Source organism: Pseudomonadota bacterium (assembly GCA_039028935.1).
Classification (GTDB): Bacteria; Pseudomonadota; Gammaproteobacteria; order Steroidobacterales; family SZUA-146; genus SZUA-146.
In genome coordinates this window covers 48,654-64,877 of the sequence record JBCCHD010000021.1, presented here as the reverse complement: position 1 = coordinate 64,877, position 16,224 = coordinate 48,654, and the positions used below count along the sequence as shown (strand labels likewise).

The 16,224-nt window shown below is 54.1% G+C and carries 16 protein-coding genes; 14 read left to right on the top strand and 2 right to left on the bottom strand.

Features of this window, described 5'->3' with window-relative positions:
* The first annotated feature begins 122 nt into the window (after window positions 1-122).
* From pspA to AAF465_11115, 5 genes are read left to right on the top strand one after another with little or no spacing between them, the layout of a single operon-like run.
* Window positions 123-788, top strand: a complete 666-nt coding sequence (pspA, locus tag AAF465_11135; GenBank protein ID MEM7083277.1) for a phage shock protein PspA — start codon at window positions 123-125, stop codon at window positions 786-788.
* 36 nt (window positions 789-824) lie between these two features.
* The gene (pspB, locus tag AAF465_11130; protein MEM7083276.1) at window positions 825-1,055 is read left to right on the top strand and encodes an envelope stress response membrane protein PspB; all 231 of its coding nucleotides are present in this window, start codon (window positions 825-827) and stop codon (window positions 1,053-1,055) included.
* A gap of 17 nt (window positions 1,056-1,072) precedes the next feature.
* Window positions 1,073-1,354, top strand: a complete 282-nt coding sequence (locus AAF465_11125) for a PspC domain-containing protein (protein MEM7083275.1) — start codon at window positions 1,073-1,075, stop codon at window positions 1,352-1,354.
* A gap of 5 nt (window positions 1,355-1,359) precedes the next feature.
* The gene (pspC, locus tag AAF465_11120; protein MEM7083274.1) at window positions 1,360-1,755 is read left to right on the top strand and encodes an envelope stress response membrane protein PspC; all 396 of its coding nucleotides are present in this window, start codon (window positions 1,360-1,362) and stop codon (window positions 1,753-1,755) included.
* Window positions 1,756-1,815: 60 nt separating this feature from the next.
* Window positions 1,816-2,079, top strand: a complete 264-nt coding sequence (locus tag AAF465_11115; GenBank protein MEM7083273.1) for a hypothetical protein — start codon at window positions 1,816-1,818, stop codon at window positions 2,077-2,079.
* Window positions 2,080-2,275: 196 nt separating this feature from the next.
* Here AAF465_11115 and AAF465_11110 read toward each other — a convergent pair whose 3' ends face one another.
* A complete protein-coding gene (locus AAF465_11110) occupies window positions 2,276-3,628 on the bottom strand; it encodes a sodium-dependent transporter (GenBank protein MEM7083272.1) in 1,353 nt (450 codons plus the stop codon).
* 270 nt (window positions 3,629-3,898) lie between these two features.
* On the opposite strand from AAF465_11110, the gene AAF465_11105 reads away from it, so the two are divergent.
* The 4 genes from AAF465_11105 (at window position 3,899) to AAF465_11090 (ending at window position 7,629) form a co-directional block, all read left to right on the top strand.
* Window positions 3,899-5,104 (top strand): pyridoxal phosphate-dependent aminotransferase, encoded by a 1,206-nt coding sequence (locus AAF465_11105; protein MEM7083271.1) that lies wholly within the window; start codon window positions 3,899-3,901, stop codon window positions 5,102-5,104.
* A 106-nt stretch (window positions 5,105-5,210) separates the two neighbouring features.
* Window positions 5,211-5,777 carry a thermonuclease family protein gene (locus AAF465_11100; GenBank protein MEM7083270.1) on the top strand — a complete coding sequence of 189 codons (567 nt, stop codon included), beginning with the start codon at window positions 5,211-5,213 and terminating at the stop codon, window positions 5,775-5,777.
* Between the two features lie 239 nt (window positions 5,778-6,016).
* Complete coding sequence (locus tag AAF465_11095; protein MEM7083269.1) at window positions 6,017-6,820, top strand: hypothetical protein; 804 nt, start codon at window positions 6,017-6,019, stop codon at window positions 6,818-6,820.
* Between the two features lie 176 nt (window positions 6,821-6,996).
* Window positions 6,997-7,629: a redoxin family protein gene (locus tag AAF465_11090; GenBank protein ID MEM7083268.1), complete on the top strand. Its 633-nt coding sequence runs from the start codon at window positions 6,997-6,999 to the stop codon at window positions 7,627-7,629.
* A 109-nt stretch (window positions 7,630-7,738) separates the two neighbouring features.
* Here AAF465_11090 and AAF465_11085 read toward each other — a convergent pair whose 3' ends face one another.
* Entirely contained in the window at window positions 7,739-8,656 is a 918-nt protein-coding gene (locus AAF465_11085; GenBank protein ID MEM7083267.1) for a GGDEF domain-containing protein, read from the bottom strand.
* Window positions 8,657-8,786: 130 nt separating this feature from the next.
* On the opposite strand from AAF465_11085, the gene gshA reads away from it, so the two are divergent.
* From gshA to AAF465_11060, 5 genes are all read left to right on the top strand, one after another.
* Window positions 8,787-10,379 (top strand): glutamate--cysteine ligase, encoded by a 1,593-nt coding sequence (gene gshA / locus AAF465_11080; GenBank protein MEM7083266.1) that lies wholly within the window; start codon window positions 8,787-8,789, stop codon window positions 10,377-10,379.
* A 237-nt stretch (window positions 10,380-10,616) separates the two neighbouring features.
* A complete protein-coding gene (locus tag AAF465_11075; GenBank protein ID MEM7083265.1) occupies window positions 10,617-11,006 on the top strand; it encodes a response regulator in 390 nt (129 codons plus the stop codon).
* Window positions 11,006-13,276 (top strand): EAL domain-containing protein, encoded by a 2,271-nt coding sequence (locus tag AAF465_11070; GenBank protein MEM7083264.1) that lies wholly within the window; start codon window positions 11,006-11,008, stop codon window positions 13,274-13,276. Before AAF465_11075 ends, AAF465_11070 begins: the two co-directional genes overlap by 1 nt.
* Window positions 13,277-13,676: 400 nt before the next feature.
* Complete coding sequence (locus AAF465_11065) at window positions 13,677-13,874, top strand: hypothetical protein (protein ID MEM7083263.1); 198 nt, start codon at window positions 13,677-13,679, stop codon at window positions 13,872-13,874.
* Window positions 13,875-14,102: 228 nt separating this feature from the next.
* Window positions 14,103-16,193, top strand: a complete 2,091-nt coding sequence (locus tag AAF465_11060) for a TonB-dependent receptor (protein MEM7083262.1) — start codon at window positions 14,103-14,105, stop codon at window positions 16,191-16,193.
* Window positions 16,194-16,224: the final 31 nt, after the last annotated feature.

Below are 16,224 nucleotides of genomic sequence, written 5' to 3'. Positions count from 1 at the left end.
GCGTGGTTTACAGAATAAAGCTCATTAAAACATACGCTTAGATTGATCAGCCGCGACTTGGCACGAAACCTGCTCTATTTATTCTGAACACACTGTACGACACCCAACCACGAGGAATCACTATGGGTATTTTCACCAGATTTACTGACATCGTTAATTCCAACATCAATTCGATATTGGATAAGGCCGAAGACCCGGAAAAGTTGGTTCGGCTCATGATTCAGGAGATGGAAGACACGCTTGTCGAAGTGCGCTCTGCGGCCGCCCGCTCGATCGCGGACAAGAAGCAGCTCAATCGCAAACTCAGTGCGCTCGAGACGGCTGAAAAGGACTGGCACAACAAAGCAGAGCTGGCGATTAGCAAAGGTCGTGATGATCTTGCCAAAGCGGCGCTAGCGGAGAAGAACCGTGTGAGCGCTTCGGTCGAAACATTGAAAGCCGACTACGATCATATTGAAGATGGTTTGTCACAACTCAATGATGACATCGCGCGACTCGAGGAAAAACTAGCCGATGCTAAGAATCGTCAGAAAGCGCTGTTGATGCGCCACAACACGACGTCATCGCGCTTAAACGTGCGCCGACAGATTCATGAAAACAAAATCGACGATGCGCTGGTTCGATTCGAGCAGTTTGAGCGTAAAATGGAAGGCATGGAAGGACGAATTGAAGCCTATGACATGGGTCTGAAAAAAGATCTGCAGCGCGAATTTTCGTCACTTGAAAATGCCGACAGCGTAGAAGCCGAGTTTGAAGCGCTTAAAGCGAAGATGAACGGCGGCGAGTAATACGACTCACGAATCAGCTAACCGACGGAGAAGGGTATGTTTTCAGAATATGCAGGAATTATGGGAATTATTTTTATTTCCGTCATTCTCCCGATTCTGATCGTGTTCCACTACATCACGAAGTGGAAGCAAACGAAGAGTTTGTCAACGGAAGACGAACGTATGCTCGAAGACCTTTGGGAAAACGCGCAAAAAATGGAAAGTCGTATCAACACGCTTGAAACCATACTGGACAAAACCACCGCCGATTGGCGGAAACACACTTAATCGCCTGGAGGGCCGAAATGCTGTATCGAGATAGTGAAAACGGAGTCGTCATGGGAGTATGTGCAGGTTTGGCACATCGCCTTGACCTAAGCCGCACCGGTGTCCGTATTGTCGCGTTTGTCTCGTTGTTGATTTTCACGGGGGCAACACTGCTGGCTTACTTCGTCGCAGGCTTTTTGCTTCGAGATCGTCCGCTGCACTTAGATAGTCGTCGCGAGCGACGTTTCTGGAGCGCGGCAAGCCGCCGTGACTACGGCCGTAATTACGGCTATTCACGTTACCCATCAGACAGAGGATAATTTGCATGTACGACCATGATGAGTTCCGTCCACGACGACTGTATCGAAATACGCGTAACCGCCGCATCGCGGGTGTGTTTTCGGGCATCGCCGACTACATGAACTTTTCGGTCGGAGCCACGCGGGTATTAGGGCTGATCGCCATTCTGATGACGATGCCATTGGGCTTGATTGCCTACGCCGCGGCTGCTTTGATGTTACAACCCATGCCTCACAATGCGTATGAAGATCCGGTCGAAGAGCGATTTGTGCGCTCTTTGAGAAAATCGCCGGAGGAAACTTTTTCCAAAATCAGTTATCGCTTTAAGAACATTGATAAGCGACTTCAGAAAATGGAACGCTATGTGACGTCGTCGCGATTTGATCTGGATCGCGAGTTTGACGAGCTACGCGATAGCTAGCGAGCGCCAACGTTACCGATTTGACGTATCCAGACACTGGGCACTTTTTAAGGAGTTGTAATGCACGTATTTGAAATGGTTGTCTTGATTGTGCTGATTGGCGCAGTCGCCTCCATCATCACAAAGTATATGGACCGCTCGGGTAAAAGCGGTGCCGATATGCTCGGCCTCGGGGATGAGGATGATCCGCTTGGTCTTGGTCTGGGCACCAAAAACAGTGTGTCGCTGGAACGATTGGAGAAGCTCGAGGCGCGTGTGGCGGTGCTCGAGAAGATCATTACCGATCGAAACTACGATTTGAAGGAGGAATTTGATCGTCTATAGTCCGTAGCGCCGCCATCGGATGGCACAGCGTAGGGCGATCAAAAAAGTGAACGCCGCAACCCAAACGGGCTGCGGCGTTTTATTTTGGCTCATCACGTGTGCGCAGACATTCTCTTACTCGGTCGTACTGGCACCAATACGGAGTCCGTCTAGATAAGGGGATCGCAGCTTGTTGTTGAGCTCCCGATCGCTCGGTTTAGAAATATTTATCGATGATGCCGTAGATCATGATCGTGGCGATACTAATCGGAGCGAGATACTTAACCAATACCAGCAAGAAGCCACCCAAAGCGCGATCGCGCTCATCCAGTTGATCATTAAGGATCGCATTGTCCAAGCGCCAGCCCACGAACACTACGATGATCAGCGCCGACAGCGGCAGCATGATGGGTGCCGTTAAGCCCGTATCGATGAAATCCAGAAACTCAAGGCTCATCACGCTGCCCACGCCCAGCAGGATCATTCCGGCGCCGCAAATCAACGCTGCTTTTGACTTAGGAATGTTGAACTGTTCGCTGATGTGACCGGTGGTGGGCTCTAGCAATGAGACGGCCGTAGTGAGTGCGGCAAAGAAGGCCATGCAGAAAAAGGCGGCACCGATGAAATTTCCACCTGGTGTCGAGACCAGTGCGGTCGGCAGCGTTTTGAAGAACAGGCCCGCACCGGCCTGAAAATCCAGTCCGTATTGAAATACGATAGGAAAGATTGCAAGACCCGCGGCCAGCGCCACCACCGTATCACTCAGCGCCACGATGCAGGCCGAGCGGGGAATGCTCACTGAGCGCGGCAGATAGCTCCCATACGTGACCATGATGGCCATGCCGAGTCCGATTGAGAAGAATGCCTGCCCCAGCGCGCGAACGGCGATTTCGCCATCCACTTTGCCAAAGTCAGGCGTGAACATGAAACTCAGTGCTTTGGCCGTGCCACCGGATTCGGTGCCCGAATACAAGCTGAACAAACTCAGACCAATGAGCAGGAAGAAAAAGGCAGGCATGAGGATTTTCGAGGTCAACTCGAGACCGCGATTAACCCCGCGAGAGACGAGCCAAATGACCATGGCACAGAATAAAACGAACCAGCCGGCCACCTGCGCAGGACTCACCACCATCTGATCAAATTGGGCAGCGATCTCGAGCGGCGTTTGGCCGTCAAACGCACCGGTGACGAATTTGGGGATATAGGCCATGACCCAGGCAGCCACGACGCAATAAAAACTGACGATCAAAAAGCCGCTGAGCAGGCCGACCCAAACACCAGACGCCCACCAACGTGAGACATTGCTGCGAGTCGCTAAGTCGCGAGCGCTGTTGAGTGAACTGCCGGCTTGTCCCGCGCGGCCCACCATAAACTCACTCATCATGGCGGGGATGCCGATAAACACTACGCATAGCAGATAGATAATGATAAAGGCGCCACCCCCGTTGGTACCGGCCTCCGCAGAAAAGCGCCAAAGGTTGCCCAGTCCAACCGAGCTGCCGATTGCGGCAAGAATAAACGCCCAGCGGGATGACCATTGTGGTGTGGTGCTATCGAAAGAAGCAGGCATAGTAACGAATCCCCAAAATCGTAGTTAATAGTTGATCGCTCACGCGTAGTTGGCGCCGATAGTACCAAGAAAATGCGGTGGAAATTGACTAAATTGGAAATGATGCAAAGCGGCGAAAGATTGAACACCGTGCAATCCTCGATTAGCCGCTGCTACACTCTGCTTCGCGATTTGCTCACTGTCGGTTGACCCACTGCGTTGTTTCGGGGTGCATCGGATGATTCGTCAAATTGTAATCCTACTCTCACGCCTATTTGGATTGACCATACTATGAACTACGCCGCCAATCGGCTCAGTCTCGTCAGCACTTCGGCAGCGGCGGTCGTCAGCCAGAATGCTCGGGCGCTCAAAGCAGCCGGTCACGACATTGTCGACTTGGGCCTTGGGCAACCGGATTTTGATACACCGTCACATATTATTGAGGCGGCGCACGCAGCGGCGCTGCGCGGCGAGACGCGGTATACACCCACTGCCGGCACCATCGAACTGAGAAATGCGGTGTGCCAAAAGTTTGCGCGCGACAACGGTTTGACGTTTGAGCCGGAACAGATCATCGTATCGACCGGCGCAAAACAAGTCATATTCAACGCCTTTATGGCCACGTTAGAGCCGCAGCAAGACGTGTTGCTGTGTGCGCCCTATTTTGGTGTTTACGAGGGTATCGTTACGGTACTGGGCGGTCGAGCGCGCGCGCTTCCGTGTGCCGCGGCCGATGGTTTTCGGCTCACTCCCGAAGCGCTTCGACAAGCGATCTCCCCAAACACACGGTGGCTGTTACTCAATTCGCCGTCCAATCCGGCGGGCGCCGTGTATTCTCGCGAGCAGCTTGTCGCGCTCGGAGAGGTGTTGGCTGAACACCCCCATGTCTTGATCATGTCGGACGAGATATACGAGCACATACTATTCGACGGCCGTTCGTTTCATTCCTTCGCGTCGGCCTGTCCATCACTGGCTGACCGTGTGCTGACGGTCAACGGTGTGTCTAAGGCCTATGCGATGACCGGTTGGCGCATTGGCTATGCCGGTGGTGCTGAGCCGCTGATCCGCGCCATGACCAAGGTGCAGTCCCAAATTACATCCGGAACCTGTTCGGTATCTCAGGCCGCCGCCGTCGCCGCACTCAACGGACCGCAGGAAGAAGTAGCACGCTACAACGCCGCGTACGAACGTCGCCGCAATGTCATCGTCGAACGTGTCCGGCGCATTGACGGACTCACGCTCGACCCACCGCAAGGGGCATTTTACGCTTTCATCGGCTGTGCAGCGTTAGTGGGCCGCACAACGCCGGAAGGAACATTGATCAACACCGACGCGGATCTGGTCGACTACTTTCTCCATCACGTGGGTGTCGCGGCGGTCCCTGGCAGTGCTTATGAGCTCTCACCCTTTTTTAGATTGTCCACGGCGACATCGGAAGCGTCGATTAATAAAGCGATGGATCGTATCGAAGAGGCGGTGGCCAAGCTTCAAGGTTGAGGGCTCATTGGTTTTGTTCTTGTTGCACCGTCAAACTGGTTACGGGCATGGTCAATCGCTGGCGCGCCGCCGCGTTGACGCGCGAGTCGTCCGCTGGACCGTGTTGTTGACCAAGCGCATAGCCTCGGCAACCCATCGTCGGGCCTTGTTCTTACTGATCACGATGTGGCTGAGCGGCATGGTGATCTCCGCCTGCAGTCCCGTCCCCGAAACGGTCAGTGCGTCACCACAAAGCGGGGACACACTTGTCGCCACTGTTTTGCACGTGAAAGACGGCGACAGTCTTGTGATTCGTCTGGATGGTCGGGACATTGATATCCGCCTATTCGGTATCGACGCGCCAGAAAAAGATCAGCCTCACGCCGTCGACGCACGCCGGGCGTTGGAGCGCCTTGTCAAGCGCTCGACGCTGACGTTCAGCATTCGGGATAAAGACCGTTACGATCGACTGGTGGCGGTGGCGCGCAGTGAATATCACACCGAGAGTATCAATGTTCAGCTTGTGCGTTTGGGTTACGCTTGGGTGTACACCCGATACACCAACGATCCCGCGCTGCTTGACGCGGAGCAAGACGCTCGGCGCCATAATCGTGGCCTATGGCGGCAACCCGCGGCCGAGCGGCGGCCGCCATGGGAGTGGCGCAACGCCAAGCGGCGCGGCGGCACTCAGTAGCGATTCTCTTCGCGGCGCATTCACCCGGACTTTTTGTCAGTTGGCGGCAAGCGCCGGTTCTTCTGTGGTGTCAATCAGACCTTTTCTCTTCGTCGTGGTGGCGCCGAACTGCTCGCCATACGGAAAGACGACCAGGTGTGTTCATAAACGATTCAGATTTCTACTGTTTTTGTTCAGGACGGGTTCATATAGGGCGGCGCATGATGGCAGCGTACGACACAATGCGTGGAGGAAGCGCGATGAACACATTCAAAATTCTCACTCTTGGCGTCATAGCGATGGTGCTGTTTGATGCTTCCGCTGATCGAATTCGGCAAGATGATATCAGTGTGGAGATCGTTGACTATCGAGGGCGTGTGTTGCCCACGTTTGACGCGAATCCCTATTCTCGTAAACGCGACAAAGCGTATGTGCAGGCAGAACCTGGCCAGCAGTATGGAATTCGCGTGACGAATCACAGCAACGAACGACTCGCGTTTGTTATCGCAGTCGACGGTCGCAATATAATCTCTGGCCGGCGTGCCGACTTGGATAGCAAAGAACGAAAGTATGTATTGGGACCCTATCAGTCCGCAATCTACCGAGGCTGGCGTTCTTCTCGCAACCACATCAACGAATTTTATTTCACTGACGACATCGATTCGTACTCAGCCGCGTTTGGCGACTATTCAGCGATGGGCGTTATCGCCGTGGCGGTCTTCAGAGAGCGGTATCGCTATGACGACGATGTCTACCATGAGTCGCGCAAACGATCCGGTCGTTCAGAGTCCAAACGTCACGGCACGTATGAGTCGGCTCCCGGCACCGGTTACGGGGATGAGCGCTACTCGCGCTCTCGAAAAGTTGATTTTGAGCCTGAGCGTCGCGCAACGGCTACCTATTTATTTAAGTACGAGTGGCGACAAACGCTGTGCGAGAAAGGTATTACGCGCTGCTACGGCAAACGTAACCGACTGTGGGACGATGATCGTCGCTACGCACGTCGTGGCTATGCGCCTGCGCCGCCCGCTTACCGTTCCTTTTCTCGTCGATATCGCCCCTAAGTAACGGACTGCCGCTCTGGAATGGCGCGGCGATCGTCAATTCCGCCGCTGCCGTGTGCGTCACACAGCAGCGGCGTTTTCGCTCAGGTGGCGCCTTTTCCGGCAAGGTGGCGTCCTATCGTGTTGGAGTCGTTGATTCTTCGTGATAGTCCCGTGATAGTTTGTGCGTAGGGTTTGTGATTATTGGGTCTCACATCGACCGAGCCTGCGCTCGCCTCAAAGCCGATGCTTGGCTTGGCGATTCCCTTATCGCCACTTTGGAGAACACCACGATGCTGCATCGATCAAAACGTTTGCTGGTCGCGCTAACGCTCTGCTTGACAGTGGGCTGTTACGCTGAACGCACTCCCTCGTTTCCGTTGTTGCCGGAATTTACGCATACCGAACCCGCGGACTGGATCAATTCCGAGCCGCTCTCGGTTAGTGACCTCAAGGGTAAGGTAGTGCTTGTCGATGTTTGGACGTTTGCTTGCTGGAATTGTTATCGCTCCTTTCCATGGCTCAATACACTTGAGGAAACCTTTGCGTCTGATCCGTTTATCGTTATCGGCGTGCACAGTCCAGAATTCGAGTATGAGAAAGAGCGCGCAAACATCGAAATCAAAGTTGAGGAGTTTAAGCTTAAACACCCCATCATGATCGATAACGATTTTTCGTATTGGAAGGCCCTAGGGAATAAGTATTGGCCGTCGTTTTATCTGATCGACAAACAGGGCAAAGCACGCGGTTATTGGATTGGCGAAACTCACCAAGGTGATAAGCGAGCCGTGGCGATCGAAAAGGCCATCCGCGGGTTATTGGCAGAGTAGGGCGTAGCCTGCGACGACCCAATGTGGTGTGCGGCCGGGGGCGTAGAATGTGGATTGCGAGTCGACTGAGACTGATCGATCGCGTGGTTAGTTACCGTGCAGCACACCGTTATACGGCGTGCATGACCGATTCATCGCCACTCGCGACTTGGTTGTGACCGTTGTTCTGCGCTTCGCGTAACGCGTTTTCAGCGATACCGATGGCTATCTGCGGTTTGTGCAGTCGTACCGGAGGCAACGAGGCAAGCCCGACACTGACCGTAATACGATCGGCGATTTCTGACTGCGGAAACGGAATGGCTTCAGCGTAAATCGACTTGCGCATTTTTTCGGCAAATCGTGCGGCCGTGTCGTTGTTAGCGCCTGGCAAAAGCACCGCAAACTTAAATTCACCAATGCGAGCCACCAGGTCACCGGCTCGCCGAAAGGATTCGGAGATTGATGACGCGATTCGCTGCAACGCGAATTCCGATTTCTCTTCGCCGCTGATATCGCGAAAGTCCACAAAACTATCCACTTCCACGAGCAATAAGCTGATGTCTTTGTGCTCGCGGACGCAGCGCTTAATCTCGTCGGTCAGGCTGATATCAAACTGTTGACGGTTGGCGACGCCTGTCAGCCCGTCAACACGCGCCACCTTCTCCACCTGAGCGCGTAGCGCAGCCAGCATATTCGACACCTCCCGTCGGCGCTGGTCGTTCGCCACCGACTCGGCCTTGGCCATATTGAGGTTTTCGGTTAGCTCAGCGCGAATGGCCTGGAGTTGCGCCACGGTTTTTTCGCTCGCGGCCAGACGGGTAGACATGTCGTTGTGCTGATCCTGGCTGGTCCTAAGACGGCCATTGGCGACCAACCAACCCACGAGCGCAACAGCAGCCAAAATAAAGCCGGGGGCGGCGTAGGTGAGCAACGTGGGATCAGCGGCTGATGCCGCCGGTGACACGGCAACGGCCAAAACGAGCACGGCAGGTCGGAGGAAGGAAGCGATCACAGTTGTACGTCCGAAGCGAAAATCGAGTAGACTCATACCATAATCTGAAAACCCTCTATAAACAGAGACCTGGTTCAAGGTTTTTGCGCAATTGACGTACATTTCTGAGCCGTGGCAAGCGGCAGAAAGCCCATCGCCGAGCTCGTTCTGATCACAAGGTATATCGATGTATCAGATTCCTAATGACCTGCTTTTTCGACTGATTGACCGGCATGGCCCCACGATCATTCAGCAGGGCAAGCGTGGTGTCGAGAAGGAATCGCTACGCGTTGATGCGCTCTCGGGCGCGCTCTCTCAAACGCCGCACCCGACGGCGTTGGGCGCGGCGCTGACGCACCCCTTTATAACGACCGACTATGCCGAGAGCCTGCTTGAGTTTGTGACGCCGGCCGTGCCCACTAACGAGGAGGCAATTCGCTTTCTGTACGATCTGCATCGCTACACCTACCGTCATATACCGGGTGAAACGCTTTGGCCGTGCAGCATGCCTTGCGGGTTTTCGCGTCACAGCGATGTGCCGCTGGCGCGCTACGGGGACTCGAACGTGGGCCGCATGAAGACCATTTATCGTCGTGGGTTAGGGCACCGCTATGGACGAATTATGCAAACCATTTCCGGTGTGCATTTTAACTACTCGCTGCCTAAACCCGTTTGGGATGCGCTCTGTCCGCTAGTGGGCAGCGATATTTGCTCGAGCCAGACATCACAGAATTTTCAGTCGGCGGGCTACTTTGCGTTGATTCGGAATTTCCGACGCTTATCGTGGTTGATATTGTACTTGTTTGGCAGCTCACCAGCAGTCTGCAAGTCATTTTTTCAAGGTGCGGAAACCGGGCTGGCGGACTTTCCAGGCAACACGGCGGCCGGAGAGTACGCGACGTCGCTGCGCATGAGCGATATCGGGTACAACAACCATGCCCAGGCTAGTCTGAATATCTCCGTGAACAGTCTTGATGAATACGTGGCCGGATTGACCCGCGCCATTTCCACACCCTATCCCGATTACGAGCAACGAGGATTGTTTGATGGTGATAAGCGCATTCAGCTTTCGACCAACATCCTGCAGATTGCCAACGAATATTACAGCGTTGTGAGGCCTAAGCGCGTGGCCAAAAGTGGTGAAGAACCCACCGCTGCCTTGCGCCGGCGTGGTGTGGAGTATGTGGAGATTCGGGCGTTGGATCTCGATCCATTCAGTGCGGTGGGAGTTAATCAGATCGAGCTCGATTTTGTCGAGTGCCTATTGTTGCACTGTGTGTTTACGAGTAGTCCGGCGATCAGTGCCTCGGAGCAGGTCGATATCGCCAACAATGACAACGCGGTGGCCGCTTACGGTCGCAAACCAGGGCTCGAATTGTGTCGTGACGGCCGCAACATCGCACTGTCAGACTGGGCCAGCCAAGTATGTGATCAGCTCGTCACGTTGGCTCGAATTCTTGACGAAGGGTCTGCCGATAATCGCTATGCAAAAGCCGTTCGCCATCAGCAAGCGGTAATCGAGGACGTCAGAATGGCTCCGTCAGCCCGCGTGCTCGAGGCACTCAGTAAGGGTTCGTTGACGTATAACGAATTTGGTTTGGCGCGGGCTCAGATGGTCGCTAAGGAATTTGAAGAGGCCGAGTTCACCCACCCCGAAACGGCTGAGAATTTAGCGGAATTGGCACGCGAATCCCTCGCCAAGGCCGAAGAAGTGCGAGCGGCAGACACCCTGTCATTCGATGACTATCTGGCCGACTATTTCACCCGCGGCCTTATGTAATCTATCTGGTTGATTCGCTCGGCTTGAGTGGCGGTGTTAAGCACGCCGGGCCATCATTCCTGTGTGTCGAATGCGCGGTGCAGGTCGGCCGGTCTGACCACGGCGGTGCCGATATTATTTGACATAAATCGGCCGAATGATTCCAAACCCTTGTCGGCCGTTTGAGAACCCGATCACGCCGAAAAAGCCCATGCGCTGGTACTTTTTACTGCCTAGATTGATTTGGTTCGCATACGAATGACAACGACCAACAGCGCCCCCATACTTTTTGTGATCGAGCAGGAGAGTTTTCTTGCCCGGATCATTTGCCGTGGCCTGAAGCGCGCTGGTTTTGAAGTACACCATTTTGCTTTACCCGAACGCGCGCTCGAGCAAATAAAAGAGCAGGCGCCTGACTATGTCCTCGTCAGCACGGATTTGTATCCGATGAGCGGCGAAGAGTTTTGTCGACGACTTCAGACTGAGCATTCTGATCGGGTATTTCCGGTGCTCGTTATGACCGATTCCGCGCAGGATATGTACACACGCTGGAGTCATTGGTTTGCCAATTTTCGTATGGTCGATAAACCGATCAGTCTACGCGCAATTATTGAGTACATTGAAAAAAATCAGGAACAGGCGGCCTGATGACGTTAACCAAGAAGCAGCGTCAGTTTGGTCAGGCGCTCCGCGCCATCGACTACTCAAAATATGGGTGGCTGGTGCGTGCAGGACTAAAAGGCGCGCTGGCTGTCGTGGTGTGCGACCTGGAGGGCAACCGCGTTTGGGCTCTGGCACAAAATTCTCAAAACGCGTATGCACCGGCGCTGACAGCGCTCAATCACGCTATTCCGGACTGGACACAAACGGGTCGTGGCATTCGCCGCTGCACTGTCTCGGACGACACATCGGCCTACATCACGAGTATATGCGACGCTGCCAAGACGCCGATGGCCGGTTTGTTCGTATTGGTTGAAAACAGTAACCAGGATCTGGATTACAACTCACTGTCGACTTCGATTCATCGCATCACGAATGTGTTATCGGTTGATGTTGCGAAGCAAAACGAGCTCGACACAATGGGTGACGAGCTGCTTCAGCGCTATGAAGAACTCAACCTCATCTACAATACGCAAGACAACGTGAAGTACTTTGATGAAGGGCAGGATGCCATGCGCAATTTGGTCAGACGAACGACCGAATACTCCGAAGCTTCATTGGGTATGGTAGTAATGGCCGAACGCAAGGTCGTGATCTCCCACGTTTATCGAAGCAGTGAGCTGGATTACGAACAGGTTCTTGCTGTAGCTAAAACGGAGGTATACGACCAGGTCTCCTATCGCAAAACCCCAATGATCCATAACGGCGGCGTTGAATTTCGCCATGTTTTTGGCGGCCTTGATTGCAAAATGTTGGTGGCGCCGATCTTCGACGAGAACAATGAAACCATCGGCATTATTTTGCTGGCCAATCCGCTTGAATCCGAAGACTTCACAGGCAGCGACAACAAACTCATTGGGCTGATGGCGCACAAAGCGTCCCGAATTATCCAGGTTAATTACGACACACTGACCGGCATGATGACGCGCAACGGGTTCGAATACCATCTCGAAACGGCGCTCTATGTCGTTCGCTACAAGCAACGCGAGCACTGCGTACTCAATATCAATGTTGATCGACTACACGCCGTGAATGATTCCAGTGGCCACCAGGCGGGTGACGAACTCATCAAACGTGTGGCGAGCGTAGTCCGCGACCATCTCGGCGACGACGACGTGGTGGCCCGGCTAGGCGGCGGCGAGTTTGGCGCGTTGTTGGCCGATCGCGATATGGATGAGAGCATGGAGATTGCCGAAACGATTCGCCGCGAAGTGGCGGCCATCGAATTCAGCTGGGACAACAAGCGGTATCCGGTCACCGTGAGTATTGGTCTGGCACCGATGGAAGTGGATACAAAGAACATTATTAGCGTGTTGAGCTTTGCCGAACTGGCGTGTTCAGCCGCCAAAGATCTTGGTCGGGACCGACTGCAGGTGTATCAGGATGACAACACGATGCTCATTAAGCGTCAGGCGCAGATTCACTGGCTGGCGCGCTTGCACACAGCGCTGCGCGAAGATCAGTTCCAGTTGTTCGGTCAGCCGATTCACGCGATTGGTCAAGACAAGGGCAAAAAGCACACCGAGATTCTCATCCGGCTAGCCGATGAGGAAGAAGGGTTATTGAGTCCGGCTGAGTTTGTCGGCGCCGCTGAGCGCTATAACCTCATGCCAGCTATTGATCGTTGGGTGGTACGCAACACACTGAAAACGCTGATGTCCAATTTGCCTTCGCGACTGCTTAACGAAAGCACCTGGGCGATCAATCTGTCCGGTCAGACTATCAGCGATGGCAACTTTGTGAAGTTTATCGAAGAGGAGGTCGCTCGAACCGGGATTGACCCCAAATGTATTTGCTTTGAGATTACCGAGACTGCGGCGGTGACGAATATTCGTAAGGTCACAACCTTTATGGAGCAACTAAAGTACCAAGGCTTCCGTTTCTCGCTGGATGATTTTGGTACAGGGTTGAGTTCGTTTGCCTACCTCAAGACGTTGCCGGTCGACTATCTTAAGATCGACGGTGCGTTTGTGAAGGAAATTGAGAGCGATCGCGTGTCGGCATCGATGGTGAGTGCTATTCACCAAATTGGCAAAGAGATGGGACTGCACACGATCGCTGAGTTTGTCGAAAACGAAGCCATCGTTGAGAAACTCGAAGAAATTGGCGTGAACTACGCTCAGGGCTTTCATCTTGGGAAACCGGCTCCGCTAATGGAACAGCTGGCGACATTCACAGAGGGTCTTGCTCATCAACATCGGCATCAGGAGGGCGATACGGGCGAAAGCACGGTCGTACATCTCCAGGTGAGCAGTTAGCCGCGATACACCGAATAGCCGCTCTTCGGCTTCGTCCTCCATCATCCTTGGATTAGATCGGCGCAGGCTCAGCCGTTAAACGCAAAAAAAAAACCCCACCAGGCGTGGGGTTTGATTTGTTGCTTTTTTTCGCTTATTCGGTATTCACCGTTCCAATACGACAATACCGCGGACTATTGTTTTCGATGGACAACTTGCAATTTCCGGGCCAATACCTAAATCACTGCTATTTAACGCGTTTCGGCCTTTCATTCCGTCAACTGTAGGGCGTGAGTGTAAAGATTGTCGACGCACGTTATGTTGATTACACGATCGTCCTCCGTGGTTTTACCTCCGAGCAGTGTGCTGAATTGTGCGGCTATTCACGGACGGTTCATGAACAAACACGTACTCTGAACACATGACAGCACGATACTACGCTTCCTTTACAGTGGCACCGAACCCCACCAATCTCGCTGACGAACAGGGTCGCGTGGTAGAGGTGGATGAAAAATTTGGCGAGCTGCTCGACTTTGACGACGTCGCTGAAATTATCGCTGACAATCTCAACTTAAAGTCACAAACCGTTACTGTTTATCACTGGTCGCGCATCCACTAAGCGTTCGACGATCGGATCCGGTTTTTGGTCTGTCGGTGGTTCAGGAAAGTGCGCGATCGTGGCTCAATATGAGTGAAAATCGCTCATGATCACCCGGCTAGGCAGCCAATGTGAGTGTCGCCGGCTCGGTTGTCATCTTGGCACTTGCACCGCGGTCCGATTCGGCTACCATGCTCGTTCTTTTTCGCCTGCCTAGGCACTTTTTCTAATCCGTCGACTCGAACCAGCATGCCTCACGCTATCCTCCAGACGTTTTCTTTCCGATTTGCCGCGCCACGTGGGTCACTGTGGCGTGTTGCAGTGGCGGTGAGCGTATTCATCGCTTGGCCGATGAGTCACGCCCAGAAGCTCGAGGAAATTCAAGTGACGGCCACGCGTGGCGTGAGCGTTACGGGCGATGTTGTCAACGCCGTGAGCGTGGTTGACGATGCTCGCTTGGAAGAATTGCAGCCGGCCTTGATTACCGACGCACTGCAGGGCGCGCCGGGTGTATTTGTCCAGCAAACCACGCCCGGTCAGGGCACGGCGATTGTTCGTGGACTGAAGGGTTCGGAGATTTTGCATTTGGTTGACGGTATGCGGCTCAATAATGCGCTGTTCCGTAACGCACCGAATCAATATCTCGCGCTGGTTGATCCCTTTATCATCGGGCGCTCGGAAGTCGTTAGAGGGCCGCTATCATCGCTTTACGGGTCGGACGCAATGGGCGGTGTTGTGCAGCTTTTTTCGTCGCGGCCGGAATACGGTGGGGACGAGTGGTCGTTTGACTACCGCACGCGACTCACCTACGACAGTGCCAACCTGGGACGCTCCTTCAATGCGGGTGTCACCGGCGGTTACGACGGGCTGTCAGCCGGGGCCGCGATAACCTATCAAGCCTTTGACGATGTGCGGGCAGCCGAACGGCGCGAGCAGGTGCCAACCGCGTTTGATACGCGTGCGGCCTCGGCGTTCGTGCGAATGACCGACCGAGCCGAGCGCGAGTGGGATCTGTCTGTGCAATATCTTGAACAGGACAACACGCCTCGCTATGACGAGCTGGTGCCTGGTTTCGGGCAGACCGAAGCGGCATCGGAGGTTTTCCTGTTTTCCCCGAACGCCCGGTTGTTTGTACACGGTGTGCATCGTTCCGAAGGCCATGCGCCATGGTTAGACCAGTTTGAGGCACACATTGGTTTCCAGCAGATGACCGATGGCCGCCGCACCCGCGATTTGGGCTCGGACAGGCTGCGTGTGGAAGACAATCGCAGCGATTTGTATGGCCTCACACTTCAAGGCGTGGCACAGCCGATGGGGCGTCATCAGTTTAGCTATGGGCTCGATTTCTACTACGACGAAGTGTCGAGTACTCGCGTACAAACGACGGTCTCGACCGGCGACGAGGAAGTCATTCGAGCCCGTTTCCCAGATGGTTCGACCATGCGCAATATTGACGCCTATGTGCATGACAGTATTTTGATGAGTGATCGGGTCTTGCTGGACGCCGGCTTGCGGCTTAGCAACGCCAACGTCGAATTAACCGCCACCGATATCGGACCGGCAGCAACCGTTTCGAATACCGACGTTTCCGGGAGTTTCGGTTTTCGTTATGAATGGACCGATTCGCTGACGGGAATCGCTAACCTCGCACGTGGTTTTCGCGCGCCCAATATTTTTGATCTGGGCACGCTCGGCGCACGGCCGGGGAATCGGTTTAACATCGCCAATCCGTCGCTTGGACCGGAAACGGTATTGACGGGGGAGTTGGGTATACGAATTAAAACGGGTGGTTGGGACGTTGAGGCGGTTCTGTGGGGCAGTGATTACCAGGACAAAATAGTCTCAGTGTTCACGGGCACCGTTGACGCCAACGGGCGCGATATCGTGCAAAGTCAAAACGCGAGTACGGTACAACTGGTCGGCGGCGAAGTCGCGGTTCGCTACGCGATGGATGCCCATGATTTGAGTCTCACCGTCGCCCATACACGCGGTGAAACCGAAACGGAGGATGGGGAAGTGGAGCCATCAGACCGAATACCTCCTCTCAACGGTCGGGCTGCTTGGCGTTTCACTCAAGACAACTGGTGGACGACGGCGGAACTGATGTTTGCGGCAGAACAGAATCGGTTGAACTCCCGAGACGTTCGCGATCCGCGCATAAATCCGGAAGGAACCCCCGCGTGGGGCAGTTTGAACGTCGGATTTGGCTATTCGATGAACAAAAACTGGCAGGTTATTACGCGGTTTGAAAATATTTTGGATCGAGACTATCGCCGTCATGGGTCAGGTGTTGATGCGCCGGGTCGAAGCGTGCGCGTTTCGGTCGAAGGAAGCTTCTAAGTCGTTTAAAAACAAACAAAAATGAAACGGC

What these genes read in the sequence shown, in the direction of transcription:
- pspA (MEM7083277.1), top strand. Translation starts at nt 123, where the DNA reads ATGGGTATTTTCACCAGATTTACTGACATCGTTAATTCCAACATCAAT.
- pspB (MEM7083276.1), top strand. Translation starts at nt 825, where the DNA reads ATGTTTTCAGAATATGCAGGAATTATGGGAATTATTTTTATTTCCGTC.
- AAF465_11125 (MEM7083275.1), top strand. Translation starts at nt 1,073, where the DNA reads ATGCTGTATCGAGATAGTGAAAACGGAGTCGTCATGGGAGTATGTGCA.
- pspC (MEM7083274.1), top strand. Translation starts at nt 1,360, where the DNA reads ATGTACGACCATGATGAGTTCCGTCCACGACGACTGTATCGAAATACG.
- AAF465_11115 (MEM7083273.1), top strand. Translation starts at nt 1,816, where the DNA reads ATGCACGTATTTGAAATGGTTGTCTTGATTGTGCTGATTGGCGCAGTC.
- AAF465_11110 (MEM7083272.1), bottom strand. Translation starts at nt 3,628, where the DNA reads ATGCCTGCTTCTTTCGATAGCACCACACCACAATGGTCATCCCGCTGG.
- AAF465_11105 (MEM7083271.1), top strand. Translation starts at nt 3,899, where the DNA reads ATGAACTACGCCGCCAATCGGCTCAGTCTCGTCAGCACTTCGGCAGCG.
- AAF465_11095 (MEM7083269.1), top strand. Translation starts at nt 6,017, where the DNA reads ATGAACACATTCAAAATTCTCACTCTTGGCGTCATAGCGATGGTGCTG.
- AAF465_11085 (MEM7083267.1), bottom strand. Translation starts at nt 8,656, where the DNA reads ATGAGTCTACTCGATTTTCGCTTCGGACGTACAACTGTGATCGCTTCC.
- gshA (MEM7083266.1), top strand. Translation starts at nt 8,787, where the DNA reads ATGTATCAGATTCCTAATGACCTGCTTTTTCGACTGATTGACCGGCAT.
- AAF465_11075 (MEM7083265.1), top strand. Translation starts at nt 10,617, where the DNA reads ATGACAACGACCAACAGCGCCCCCATACTTTTTGTGATCGAGCAGGAG.
- AAF465_11070 (MEM7083264.1), top strand. Translation starts at nt 11,006, where the DNA reads ATGACGTTAACCAAGAAGCAGCGTCAGTTTGGTCAGGCGCTCCGCGCC.
- AAF465_11065 (MEM7083263.1), top strand. Translation starts at nt 13,677, where the DNA reads ATGACAGCACGATACTACGCTTCCTTTACAGTGGCACCGAACCCCACC.
- AAF465_11060 (MEM7083262.1), top strand. Translation starts at nt 14,103, where the DNA reads ATGCCTCACGCTATCCTCCAGACGTTTTCTTTCCGATTTGCCGCGCCA.